Here is a 12,836-nt window from a genome sequence, read left to right as displayed (position 1 = left end):
CCGCTCCGGAAGCCGACGCCGGCCCCCGGAGCTGAGGCTCCGGGGGCCGGTCTGTCTCGACGCCCTGTTTCAGAGGGTCGACCTCAGCCACATCTCGACGCTCGCGATGTGTACCGTCGCCCAGGATCTCGCCGCCTCCGCGTCCCGGTCCCGCAGCGCCGCCAGGATCGCCCGGTGCTCGTGGATCGTGCGGCTGACGGCGTCCTCCTGCGTCAGACCGCGCCAGACCCGGGCCCGCGTGGTGGGCCCTGAGAGCCCGTCCAGGAGCGAGCAGAGGACCGAATTGCCCGAGGACTGCACGATTCCCCGGTGGAAGTCGAGATCCGAGGCGACCAGCTGCTCCACCGAGGGATCCGGCCCCAGGGCGTCCAACTGGGCCGCGAGCTTGTCCAGTTCGGCCTCCGTGATCCGGGCGCTGGCCATCGCCGTGGCGGCCGGCTCCAGGATGCGCCGTACCGCGAGGAACTCCAGCACCGTGTCGTCGCGGTGGAAGTCCACGACGAAGCTCATCGCCTCCAGCAGCAGTTGCGGATCGAGGCTGGTGACGTACGTGCCGTCGCCCTGGCGTACGTCGAGGATGCGGATGAGCGACAGCGCGCGCACCGCCTCGCGCAGCGAGTTGCGGGACAGCCCCAGCTCGGCGGCGAGCTCGCTCTCCTTGGGGAGCCGGTCGCCCGGGCGCAGCGCGCCGGAGACGATCATTTCCTTGATCTTCTCGATGGCCTCGTCGGTGACAGCCACGGGCGACCTCCAGACATCCGATGTATCGGCCTCCATTATGCGTCCAGGAAGGTGCGTGTGGTCCGTTTCCGTACGATCGGGAAAGGGCGGCCTCCCCGGTGGGAGACCGCCCCTGCGGACAGCGGGAAACCGGTGCGCCGTCAGCTCCGTCGGGCCAGCAGATCCTCGACCCCGCCGCGGATCTCGTCGGTCGCCAGACCCCGGATCGTCAGCGTCGTACGGCGGCGCAGGACGTCGTCCGCCGTCTCGGCCCACTCGTGGTCACGGGCGTAGACGACCTGCGCCCAGATCTCCGGGGCGTCCGGATGGATCCGCGCCGCCAGCTCCGGGCGCTCGTTGGCCAGCCGCACGACGTCGAAGGACAGCGAGCCGTAGTGCCGGGCGAGATGACGGGCGGTGTCCGGCGCCATGGACGGGCCCGACCCGCCGCCGTCGATCAGTAGCCGGTGGGCGACCGCGTTCGGGTTGGAGATACCCGGCAGCGGGAGCTTCTTCGGCAGCTGCGAGATCGGCTCCACGTTGTCGCCGAGCGGGTGCCCCGGCAGGGCGGCCAGCTTGTTCATCACCATGCGGCCGATGTGGCGGAAGGTGGTCCACTTTCCGCCGGCGACCGACAGCATGCCGCCGCGTCCCTCGGTCACGACCGTCTCGCGCTTGGCCTTCGTGGTGTCGCCGGGACCGCCGGGCAGCACCCGCAGACCGGCGAAGGAGTACGTGATCAGGTCCCGCGACAGCTGCTGGTCCCGGACGGAGAGCGAGGCCTCGTCCAGGATCTGGTGGATGTCCCGCTCGGTGACCGCGACCTCGCCCGGATCGCCCTCGTACTCCTCGTCCGTCGTACCGAGCAGCAGCATGTCCTCCCAGGGGAGGGCGAAGGTGATGCGGTACTTGTCGATCGGGGTCGCGAGCGCGGCCTTCCACGGGGCGGTGCGCCTGAGGACCAGGTGCGCGCCCTTGGAGAGCCGGATGGAGGGCGCCGCGCCCGCGTCCTCCATCGTGCGCAGATGGTCGACCCAGGGCCCGGTGGCGTTCAGCACCAGCCGGGCGTCGACACCGAACTCCGCCCCGTCCATCCGGTCGCGCAGCTCCGCGCCCGTCACCCGGCCCCGCGTGAAGCGCAGTCCGGTGACCTCGGCGTGGTTGAGGACGGTGGCGCCCGACTCGACGGCCGCGCGGACCGTCATCAGCGCCATCCGGGCGTCGTTCATCTGGTCGTCGCCGTACACGGCCACGGCCTTGAGGTTGTCCGTACGCAGTTCGGGCACGGCCCGCCGCGCCCTGGCCGGACTGATGACGTGTCCGACGCCGTCGCCGAACGCGGAGAGCGCGGAGTAGGCGAAGACGCCCGCTCCGAGCTTGGCCGCGCCGTGCGGTCCGCCTCGGTGGACCGGCAGATAGAAGGTGAGCGGGTTGGCCAGATGCGGTGCCACCTGTGTGGACACCGCCCGCCGCTCGAAGTGGTTCTCCGCCACCAGCCTCACCGCGCCGGTCTGCAGGTAGCGCAGTCCGCCGTGGAGCAGCTTGGAGGAGGCGGAGGAGGTGGCGCCGGCGAAGTCGCCGCCGTCCACCAGGGCCACCCGCAGTCCCGACTGGGAGGCATGCCAGGCGACGGAGATGCCCAGAATGCCGCCGCCGATCACCAGGAGGTCGTACGTCGCCTTCGACAGCTGTTCCCGGGTCTCGGCGCGGCTCGGCAGGGATCCGCCGGCCGGGTGCGTCCCCAGGGCGGGGGCGCTCTGCAGGGTGCTCATGCTTGCTCCTCTTCGGCTTGCGCCGTCTTCTTCGGCTCGTCAGCTGTCCGTCAGCTGTCGTCGTCGAGCCAGCCCTTGGTCCGCTCGACGGCTTTGAGCCAGTTCTTGTACTCGCGGTCGCGGGTCGCCGCCTCCATCCGGGGCGTCCACTCCGCGGCCCGGCGCCAGTTGGCGCGCAGCGTCTCGGTGTCCGGCCAGAAGCCCACGGCCAGACCGGCCGCGTAGGCGGCGCCGAGGCAGGTGGTCTCGGAGACCATGGGGCGCACCACGGGCGCGTCCAGGACGTCGGAGAGCGTCTGCATCAGCAGGTTGTTGGCGGTCATGCCGCCGTCGACCTTGAGCGCGGTCAGTTCGACGCCGGAGTCCTTGGTCATGGCGTCGCTGATCTCGCGGGTCTGCCAGGCCGTGGCTTCCAGCACGGCGCGGGCGATGTGCGCCTTGGTGACGTAGCCGGTCAGGCCGGCGATGACACCACGGGCGTCGGAGCGCCAGTGCGGAGCGAAGAGCCCGGAGAAGGCGGGCACGAAGTACGCGCCGCCGTTGTCCTCGACGGAGGAGGCCAGGGTCTCGATCTCGGGCGCGGAGCTGATCAGGCCCATCTGGTCGCGCATCCACTGGACCAGCGAACCGGTGACGGCGATGGCGCCCTCCAGCGCGTACACGGCCGGTTCGTCGCCGATGCGGTAACCGACGGTCGTCAGAAGGCCGTTGTACGAGTTGACCGGCTTGTGCGCGGTGTTCATCAGCATGAACGTGCCGGTGCCGTAGGTGGACTTGGCCTCGCCCTCGGCGAAACAGGTCTGGCCGAACAGCGCGGCCTGCTGGTCACCCAGCGCCGAGGCGACCGGGATGCCGTCCAGGACACCGCCCTTGGCGGTCCCGTAGACCTCGGACGAGGAGCGGATCTCCGGCAGCATGTTCTGCGGTACGCCGATCGAGGCACAGATATCCGGATCCCACTGGAGGCTGTCCAGCCGCATCAGCATCGTGCGGGAGGCGTTGGTGACGTCCGTGACGTGCACGCCGCCGTTCGTGCCGCCGGTCAGATTCCAGATGACCCAGGAATCCATGGTCCCGAAGAGGATGTCGCCGCGCTCGGCGCGCTCGCGCAGCCCCTCGACGTTGTCCAGCAGCCAGCGTGCCTTCGGTCCGGCGAAATAGCTCGCCAGCGGCAGACCGGTCTCGCGGCGGAAACGGTCCGGGCCGACGTTGCGGCCGAGTTCCTTGCAGAGCGCGTCGGTGCGGGTGTCCTGCCAGACGATCGCGTTGTGGACGGGCTCACCGGTGTTCTTGTCCCAGAGCATCGTGGTCTCGCGCTGGTTGGTGATGCCGATCGCCAGGACATCGGCGGAGGTGATGCCCGCCTTCTCGATGGCGCGGTCCACGACTTCCTGGACATTGGTCCAGATCTCGTTGGCGTCATGTTCCACCCAGCCCGGCTTGGGGAAGATCTGGGCGTGCTCCTTCTGGTCGACCGAGACGATGCGTCCGTCGACGTCGAAGACGATGCACCGGCTGGAGGTGGTGCCCTGATCGATGGCCGCGATGAACGGCCCTGGTCCGTGGGAGGAGGTTCCGGTGCTGGTGTCGCTCACGGTGTCAGCTCCTGCTCGGTGCGAACTCGGTGCGAAAGGGGAGACGAGCCTGCCCGGCTCACTTGAAGACCCAGTTGTAGTAGCCGGCGGCCGCCGCCGCGCCGATGATCGGCGCGACGACCGGGATCCAGGCGTAGCTCCAGTCGGAGCCGCCCTTGTTGGGCAGCGGCAGGAGCGAGTGCACGATGCGCGGGCCGAGGTCACGGGCCGGGTTGATGGCGTACCCCGTGGGGCCACCGAGCGAGAGGCCGATGCTCACCACGACGAAAGAGGTGATGAGGACGCCGAGAGTGCCGAGACCGTTGCCGGCGTTGTTCAGACCCTCGGTGAGGATCGCGATGACCAGGACGAACGTGCCGATGATCTCGGTCAGCATGTTCTGCGCCACGTTCCGGACCTCAGGGCCGGTGGAGAAGATGCCGAGGACCGGTCCCGCCTTCGGGGCCGTCTTCTGGTCGACGAGCCCCTCGACCTCGGGCTGCGCCCCGATGATCTCCGGGTCGGTCAGGTGGGCCGTGAACTGGCCCGCGTACGCCACCCAGACCAGAAAGGCGCCGGCCAGGGCGCCGCCCAGCTGGGAGCCGATGTACAGGGGCACGTTGACCCAGGTGATGCTGCCCGCGATGGCGAGACCGATGGTCAGCGCGGGGTTGAGCAGGGCACCGGAGACACCTGCCGAAAGGTAGGCGCCGACCATGACGGCGAAGCCCCAGCCGAAGCTGATGGCCAGCCAGCCGGCATTGCGCGCCTTGGAACGTTTGAGGACAACGGCGGCGACCACGCCACAGCCGAGCAGGACCAGCAAGGCGGTACCCGTGAACTCGCCGATGAAGATGTCGAAGCTGGACACCCGAGACTCCTTCGTCCAGGGGGGAGGCGCACCTCCGGCTCTCACCGGCGGTACGCGCCCTCAGGTAAGGGCGTACCGGCCCTCGGCGCTGTCGAACTCTATCCGTATTACCGAAATGTGTTCGACAATGCCGACCGATGCACGGCAGTTTTGTCCTGTGGTCAACACGCCGTCAAGGGTTCGGGACCGAAACCTCGATCAATACAGATGATCTGCCATCGGGTTCAGAACCGCCCGGCGCCGATGTCCCTGGAGACCGCGCGAGCGCACTCCCGGACCGCCGAAATCAGCTCGGAGCGCGGCTCTCCGGCGGGGGAGATCCGTTCCACCGCACCGGTGATGGCGATTGCTCCAACCGGCATCCGCCGCCGGTCGTGGATGGGGGCCGCCACCGCGGCCACCCCCTCCCAGGTCTCCTCGACGTCCGCGGCCCAGCCGCGCGCCCTGGTCAGATCGAGCACCGCCTCGAATTCCTCCAGACCGGTGACGGTCCGTGGAGTGAGGGCCGGACGATCGCCCTCGACGGCCTCGCTGTGCGCCACCGGGTCGTACGCCGAGAGCACCTTTCCCAGCGCGGTGGAGTGCAGCGGCTGCATCGCGCCCACCTCCAGCACCTGCCGGGAGTCGTCCGGCCGGAAGACGTGGTGGACGATCAGGACGCCCTGCTGGTGCATGACCCCCAGATGGACGCTCTCGCCGCTGGAACGGGCCAGATCATCCGTCCAGACCAGCGCGCGGGAGCGCAGCTCGTGCACGTCCAGATAGCTGTTCCCGAGCCGCAGCAGCTCGGCCCCCAGCTGATAGCGGCCGGACGCCGCGTCCTGCTCCACGAAGCCCTCCGCCTGAAGGGTCCGCAGGATGCCGTGCGCCGTCCCCTTGGCCAGGCCGACCGTGGAGGCGATGTCCGACAGGCCGAGCCGGCGCTCGCCGCCGGCGAGCAGCCGCAGCATCGCCGCCGCCCGTTCCAGCGACTGGATGTTCTTCGCCATCGGACCCGGACCTCCACCATGTTCGGCAGTGCTGAACAGTATCGGCCCATGCCGACTCCGTGCCGTGGAGTGAGTCTGCCAGGACCGCGTCACCTCATGATCCACCGGCGGGATGCGGACAGGATGCCGTCCATCGGCCGGGATGCCGCCCCGTAAGCGGCCCCGCACGGCTAGGCTGGCCGGGTGCGCCCGCCATCAGCGGGCGCAAAGCCGACAGCCGTCGCAGCCCCGGGAGAACTTTCATGTCCTCGTCGCCGACCCCTTCCCTCGACAGCCGGACCCGTATCGACGCCCTCCGCGAGGCGCTCGCCACCCGTGTGGTGGTGGCGGACGGCGCGATGGGCACGATGCTCCAGGCACAGGATCCGACTCTGGAGGACTTCCAGGACCTGGAAGGCTGCAACGAGATCCTGAACGTGACACGCCCGGACATCGTCCGTTCCGTGCACGAGGAGTACTTCGCGGTCGGCGTCGACTGTGTGGAGACCAACACGTTCGGCGCGAACCTCGCCGCGCTGGGGGAGTACGACATCCCCGAGCGGGTCTTCGAGCTCTCCGAGTCGGGAGCCAGGATCGCCCGCGAGGTGGCCGACGAGTTCACCGCCTCCACCGGTCAGCAGCGCTGGGTGCTCGGCTCGATGGGCCCCGGCACCAAGCTGCCGACCCTGGGCCACGCCCCCTACACCGAGCTCCGCGACGCCTACCAGCAGAACGCCGAGGGCATGATCGCCGGCGGCGCGGACGCGCTGCTGGTGGAGACCACCCAGGACCTGCTGCAGACCAAGGCCGCCGTCCTCGGCGCCCGCCGGGCGCTGACAGCCACCGGCACGAGCCTGCCGATCATCTGCTCGGTGACGGTCGAGACCACCGGCACCATGCTGCTCGGCTCGGAGATCGGCGCGGCCCTGACCGCGCTGGAACCGCTGGGCATCGACATGATCGGCCTCAACTGCGCCACCGGCCCCGCCGAGATGAGCGAGCACCTGCGCTACCTCGCCCGGCACTCCAGGATCCCGCTCTCCTGCATGCCCAACGCCGGCCTCCCGGTGCTCGGCAAGAACGGCGCGCACTACCCGCTCTCGGCGGGCGAACTGGCCGACGCCCAGGAGACCTTCGTCCGCGAGTACGGCCTCTCCCTGGTGGGCGGCTGCTGCGGTACGACCCCCGAGCACCTGCGCCAGGTCGTCGAGCGGGTGCGCGGAGCAGCCGTCACGGCGCGCGAGCCGCACCCCGAGCCGGGGGCCGCGTCCCTGTACCAGACGGTGCCGTTCCGCCAGGACGCCTCGTTCCTCGCCATCGGTGAGCGGACCAACGCCAACGGGTCGAAGAAGTTCCGCGAGGCCATGCTGGAGGGCCGCTGGGACGACTGCGTGGAGATGGCCCGCGGCCAGATCCGCGAGGGCGCCCACCTGCTCGACCTCTGCGTCGACTACGTCGGCCGGGACGGCGTCGCCGACATGGCCGAGCTGGCCGGCCGGTTCGCCACCGCCTCCACCCTGCCGATCGTGCTGGACTCCACCGAGCTGAACGTCCTCCAGGCCGGCCTGGAGAAGCTCGGTGGCCGCGCCGTCATCAACTCGGTCAACTACGAGGACGGCGACGGCCCCGAGTCGCGCTTCACCAAGGTCACCGAACTGGCCGTCGAACACGGCGCCGCGCTCATCGCGCTGACCATCGACGAGGAGGGCCAGGCCCGTACCCCCGAACACAAGGTCGCCATCGCCGAGCGGCTGATCGACGACCTGACCGGCAACTGGGGCGTGCACGAGTCGGACATCCTCATCGACACCCTGACCTTCACCATCTGCACCGGTCAGGAGGAGTCCCGCAAGGACGGCATCGCCACCATCGAGGCGATCCGCGAACTCAAGCACCGTCACCCCGACGTCCAGACCACGCTGGGCCTGTCCAACATCTCCTTCGGCCTCAACCCCGCCGCCCGTATCGTCCTCAACTCCGTCTTCCTCGACGAGTGCGTCAAGGCCGGTCTGGACTCGGCGATCGTGCACGCCTCGAAGATCCTGCCCATCGCGCGGCTGGACGAGGAGCAGGTCAAGGTCGCTCTCGACCTGATCCACGACCGGCGGGCCGAGGGATACGACCCGCTGCAGAAGCTCATGGAGCTGTTCGAGGGCGTCAACACCCAGTCCATGAAGGACGGCCGGGCCGAGGAACTGCTCGCGCTGCCGCTGAACGAGCGCCTGGAGCGGCGCATCATCGACGGCGAGAAGAACGGCCTGGAAGCCGACCTCGACGAGGCGCTCCGCACCCGGCCCGCTCTCGACATCGTCAACGACACGCTGCTGAACGGCATGAAGGTCGTCGGTGAACTGTTCGGTTCCGGCCAGATGCAGCTGCCGTTCGTGCTCCAGTCCGCCGAGGTCATGAAGACGGCCGTGGCGCATCTCGAACCGCACATGGAGAAAGTCGCCGACGGCGAGGAGGAGGTCGGCAAGGGCACCATCGTGCTCGCCACCGTGCGCGGCGACGTCCACGACATCGGCAAGAACCTTGTCGACATCATCCTCTCCAACAACGGCTACAACGTCGTGAACCTGGGCATCAAGCAGCCCGTCTCCGCGATCCTGGAGGCCGCCGAGGAGCACAAGGCGGATGTCATCGGCATGTCCGGCCTGCTGGTGAAATCGACCGTGATCATGAAGGAGAACCTGCAGGAGCTGAACCAGCGGAAGATGGCGGCCGATTACCCCGTCATCCTCGGCGGCGCGGCACTGACCAGGGCGTACGTCGAGCAGGACCTGCACGAGATCTACGAGGGCGAAGTCCGCTACGCCCGCGACGCGTTCGAGGGGCTGCGCCTGATGGACGCCCTCGTCGCCGTCAAGCGCGGTGTCCCCGGCGCCACCCTTCCCGAGCTCAAGCAGCGCCGGGTCAGGGCCACGGCCGGCGTGGTCGTGGAGGAGCGCCCCGAGGAGGGCGCGGTCCGCTCGGACGTCTCCGTCGACAACCCGGTCCCGACGCCGCCCTTCTGGGGAACCCGTGTCGTCAAGGGCATCCAGCTCAAGGAGTACGCCTCCTGGCTGGACGAGGGGGCGCTCTTCAAGGGCCAGTGGGGCCTGAAGGAAGCACGCAAGGGCGGCCCCAGCTACGACGAACTGGTGGAGAGCGAGGGCCGGCCCCACCTGCGTGGCTGGCTGGAGCAGATGCACACGCGGAACCTGCTGGAAGCCGCCGTCGTCTACGGCTACTTCCCCTGCGTGTCCAAGGGCGACGACCTCATCCTCCTCAACGAGGACGGCTCCGAGCGCACCCGCTTCACCTTCCCGCGCCAGCGCCGCGGCCGCCGGCTCTGCCTGGCCGACTTCTTCCGCCCGGAGGAGTCCGGGGAACGCGATGTGGTCGGCCTCCAGGTCGTCACCGTCGGCTCGAAGATCGGTGAGGCCACCGCCGAGCTGTTCGAGGCCAACGCGTACCGCGACTACCTCGAACTGCACGGCCTCTCCGTCCAGCTCGCCGAGGCACTCGCCGAGTACTGGCACGCCCGGGTCCGCTCCGAACTCGGTTTCGCCGGCGAGGACCCGTCCGAGGTCGAGGACATGTTCGCCCTGAAGTACCGGGGCGCCCGCTTCTCGCTCGGCTACGGCGCCTGCCCCGACCTGGAGGACCGCGCGAAGATCGCCGAACTGCTGGAGCCCGAGCGGATCGGCGTACACCTCTCCGAGGAGTTCCAGCTCCACCCCGAGCAGTCCACCGACGCCATCGTCATCCACCACCCCGAGGCGAAGTACTTCAACGCGCGGTGACCCGGTCCGGGCGTGCGGTGACCCGGTCCGGGCGTGCGGTGACCCCGTCCGGCGTGCGGTGACCCGGTCCAGCTCGCGCCGCCCCGGTCCGGACCGGGGCGCCGTAACCGGTTCGCTCCGAGATCGTCGTTATGGGCGGATGAGTCGTACACTGGTCGGTCCAGCGCAGGCCGGTCGCCTGTCCCGAGGGGAAACCCGTCGGGCAGGCGACCGGCCTTCTCGTCCCTCTTGGAGGTGTGCCGGATGACCAGTACGGTCCCCGCGTCCCTGACCCGAACGGCCGAAGGTTCAGCCCTGCAGGCAGTCCTCCTCGACATGGACGGCACCCTGGTCGACACCGAGGGATTCTGGTGGGATGCCGAGGTCGACGTCTTCAAGGACCTCGGATACGTCCTCGACGAGGCATGGCGCGAGGTGGTCGTGGGCGGTCCCATGACCCGCAGTGCCGGCTTCCTCATCGAGGCCACCGGTGCCACCGTCACCCTCGCCGAGCTGACCGTGCTGCTCAACGACAAGTTCGAGGAACGCATCGGGCGCGGGGTGCCGATGATGCCCGGCGCGGCGAGACTCCTCGCCGAGCTGTCCGCGCACGGCATGCCCACCGCCCTCGTCTCCGCCTCGCACCGGCGCATCATCGACCGGGTCGTGGACTCGCTCGGGCCCGAGCACTTCGCGCTCACCGTGGCGGGCGACGAGGTACCCCGGACAAAACCGCACCCCGACCCGTATCTGATCGCCGCACGCGGGCTGGGCGCGGCCCCGTCCGGCTGCGCCGTGATCGAGGACACCGCCACCGGGGTGGCCGCCGCCGAGGCCGCCGGCTGCCGGGTGGTCGCCGTGCCGTCCGTCGCCCCGATCGCACCCGCCCAGGGCCGCGTGATCGTCCGGTCGCTCGAAGAGGTCGACCTGGTATTTCTGCGGGGCCTGATGACACGCGGCAACTGATCCGTACACCGAGAGTCGCCCGCGAATGCGACTGGAAACTCTCGGCATTGGCCCGTGTATTTTCCGTGACCCCGGCGCCCGCAATCGCGATCTCCACAAAAGGCGCCGGGGGTGAGCTTTATCACGTGCGACCTCGTCGACAGGGGCGGCCGAAACTGATCCACGCCCAGCTGAGGGGGGCTCGGCCGAGGCTTTGTGTCCCGGTTGGTGAAGGCGTGTACGAAACATTCCGGAGTCCGTATATCCAAGTGCCGCGATAAGCGATCACCGTGCGATTACGTTTCAACTCGGTCCCGGTCCAGCATTCTTGGCGGCCCGGACTAATCTCATGAACGAGTACTTCGCCGCATCAACGACGTGTCCCGACGGCCATCGAGTCGCCATCCACACGGGACCGATCGCCCTGTATCCCGGCCCGATCACGCTGCCCCGAACAGGCGGACGCGGCGGAGTCTCCCAAGCACACCGCTGTATCTCCGTGCCGGATGAGGGAGTACGTCCAGGATGAACCGCAAGACTTTGGTGCTGTCGGCCGTGATCGGCCTGCTCGCGCCCGTGCTCGCCGGCTGCGGCGACTCGGAGGGTGGCTCCGGCGGCGGTGAGGCCATTGTCGTGGGCACCACGGACCAGTACATCGCCACGAAGGACGGTCCGGCCCCCCTGGACCCCGCCTTCGCGTACGACATCGGTTCCTGGAACGTGCTCCGCCAGACCCTGCAGACGCTGATGCACGTGCCGCGCGGGGGTGGTGAGCCGGTGCCCGAGGCCGCCTCCAAGTGCTCGTTCACGGACCGCGAGAACGAGAGCTACCGCTGCACCCTGCGCGAGGGACTCAAGTTCGCCGACGGCAGCGCTGTCACCGCCGACGACGTGAAGTTCTCCATCCAGCGCGTCCTCGACATCGACGACCCCAACGGCGCGACCGGTCTGCTGATCAACATCGACACGATGGAGACCAACGGCGACTCCGAGATCGTCTTCCATCTCAAGACACCTGACGCGACCTTCCCGTACAAGCTCTCCACCCCGATCGCCGGCATCGTCAGCCCGAAGGTCTACGACGGGAAGAAGCTCCGCGCCGGCTTCGAGATCGACGGCTCCGGCCCGTACACCTTCAAGGCCGAGGTCAAGGATGACGCGGTCGTCAAGGCGGTCTTCACGAAGAACCCCAACTACAAGGGCGACCTCAAGGTCCAGAACAGCAAGGTCGAGCTCAAGAGCTTCCCCGACGCCAATGCCATGGGCGCGGCGCTCGACGGGAGCGAGATCGATGTCATGACCCGTGCCATGTCACCCGAGCAGATACAGGACCTGGTCGAGAAGCCCAAGGAGGGTATCCAGCTCACCGAGACACCGGGCCTCGAAATCCGCTACCTCGTCTTCCAGACGGACACCGAGCCCGTGAAGGACAAGGCGGTGCGCCAGGCCATCGCGCGCATCATCGACCGCGGCCAGATCGTCACCAAGGTGTACGGCGCCATGGCCGAACCGCTGTACTCGCTGACCCCCTCGAGCATCGCCACGCACACCAACTCGTTCTTCAACAAGTACGGCGACCCGAACCCGGCGGAAGCGGCCAAGCTGCTGGAGGGGGCCGGCATCGAAACGCCGGTGAAGTTCACCCTGCACTACACGACGGACCACTACGGCGAGGCGACGGCCAAGGAGTTCGAGACCATCCGGGATCAGCTCAACGCCACCAAGCTCTTCGACGTCAGCATCGAGGGCGCGCCGTGGAAGACCTTCGTGCCGGAGCGTACGAAGGGTGAGTACACGGCCTACGGCAGCGGCTGGTTCCCCGACTTCCCGGATCCCGACAACTACGTGGCGCCCTTCCTCGACAAGGACAACTTCCTCAACACGCCGTACGTCAACAAGACCGTGCGCGACAAGCTGATCCCGGAATCACGCCGCGAGGCCGACCGCAGCGCCGCCACGGACACCTTCGCCAAGATCCAGGACATCGTCGCCGAGGACGTGCCGATGCTGCCGCTCTGGCAGGGCAAGCAGTACATCGCGTCCCGCGACGACATCGCGGGTGTCGAGTGGGCGATCAACCCCTCCGCCGAACTTCTCGTCTGGGAACTGCGCCGAGGCTCGGGAACGTCCTGAACCGCTCCGGCCGCGCGGGCACCCGCCCGCGCGGCCGGCCACACGTTCCTGCCCGCTGACGCCGCCTCACCGCCGAACGCGTACCCGCC

At 68.9% G+C, this 12,836-nt stretch carries 8 protein-coding genes; 3 read left to right on the top strand and 5 right to left on the bottom strand.

Annotated elements, in window-relative coordinates; translation table 11 throughout:
* Nucleotides 1–69 precede the first annotated feature (69 nt).
* The 5 genes from ACIBAE_RS11585 to ACIBAE_RS11565 form a co-directional block, all read right to left on the bottom strand.
* Nucleotides 70–741 carry a FadR/GntR family transcriptional regulator gene (locus ACIBAE_RS11585; protein ID WP_399284107.1) on the bottom strand — a complete coding sequence of 224 codons (672 nt, stop codon included), beginning with the start codon at nt 739–741 and terminating at the stop codon, nt 70–72.
* 140 nt (nt 742–881) lie between these two features.
* Nucleotides 882–2,492, bottom strand: a complete 1,611-nt coding sequence (locus tag ACIBAE_RS11580; RefSeq protein WP_399284105.1) for an FAD-dependent oxidoreductase — start codon at nt 2,490–2,492, stop codon at nt 882–884.
* Nucleotides 2,493–2,542: 50 nt separating this feature from the next.
* A complete protein-coding gene (glpK, locus tag ACIBAE_RS11575; protein ID WP_399284104.1) occupies nt 2,543–4,087 on the bottom strand; it encodes a glycerol kinase GlpK in 1,545 nt (514 codons plus the stop codon).
* 58 nt (nt 4,088–4,145) lie between these two features.
* Entirely contained in the window at nt 4,146–4,937 is a 792-nt protein-coding gene (locus ACIBAE_RS11570; protein ID WP_399284102.1) for an MIP/aquaporin family protein, read from the bottom strand.
* 224 nt (nt 4,938–5,161) lie between these two features.
* Entirely contained in the window at nt 5,162–5,926 is a 765-nt protein-coding gene (locus ACIBAE_RS11565; protein WP_399284101.1) for an IclR family transcriptional regulator, read from the bottom strand.
* A gap of 242 nt (nt 5,927–6,168) precedes the next feature.
* On the opposite strand from ACIBAE_RS11565, the gene metH reads away from it, so the two are divergent.
* From metH to ACIBAE_RS11550, 3 genes are all read left to right on the top strand, one after another.
* Nucleotides 6,169–9,690, top strand: a complete 3,522-nt coding sequence (metH, locus tag ACIBAE_RS11560) for a methionine synthase (protein ID WP_399284098.1) — start codon at nt 6,169–6,171, stop codon at nt 9,688–9,690.
* Nucleotides 9,691–9,933: 243 nt separating this feature from the next.
* Entirely contained in the window at nt 9,934–10,635 is a 702-nt protein-coding gene (locus ACIBAE_RS11555) for an HAD family hydrolase (protein ID WP_399284097.1), read from the top strand.
* A gap of 504 nt (nt 10,636–11,139) precedes the next feature.
* On the top strand, nt 11,140–12,747 hold the full coding sequence (locus tag ACIBAE_RS11550) for an ABC transporter substrate-binding protein (RefSeq protein WP_399284095.1): 1,608 nt from the start codon (nt 11,140–11,142) through the stop codon (nt 12,745–12,747).
* The last annotated feature ends 89 nt before the right edge of the window (nt 12,748–12,836 follow it).

Origin of the sequence: Streptomyces sp. NPDC051569 (assembly GCF_044454085.1) — a bacterium.
In the GTDB taxonomy this organism is placed as follows: domain Bacteria; phylum Actinomycetota; class Actinomycetes; order Streptomycetales; family Streptomycetaceae; genus Streptomyces.
The sequence above is the reverse complement of the archived record's forward strand: the minus strand, read 5'-3'. Positions and strand labels throughout refer to the sequence as shown.

Bases quoted from the DNA above. Each gene is read 5' to 3' on its own strand.
- ACIBAE_RS11580 (WP_399284105.1), bottom strand. From the start codon at position 2,492: ATGAGCACCCTGCAGAGCGCCCCCGCCCTGGGGACGCACCCGGCCGGC.
- ACIBAE_RS11565 (WP_399284101.1), bottom strand. From the start codon at position 5,926: ATGGCGAAGAACATCCAGTCGCTGGAACGGGCGGCGGCGATGCTGCGG.
- metH (WP_399284098.1), top strand. From the start codon at position 6,169: ATGTCCTCGTCGCCGACCCCTTCCCTCGACAGCCGGACCCGTATCGAC.
- ACIBAE_RS11555 (WP_399284097.1), top strand. From the start codon at position 9,934: ATGACCAGTACGGTCCCCGCGTCCCTGACCCGAACGGCCGAAGGTTCA.
- ACIBAE_RS11550 (WP_399284095.1), top strand. From the start codon at position 11,140: ATGAACCGCAAGACTTTGGTGCTGTCGGCCGTGATCGGCCTGCTCGCG.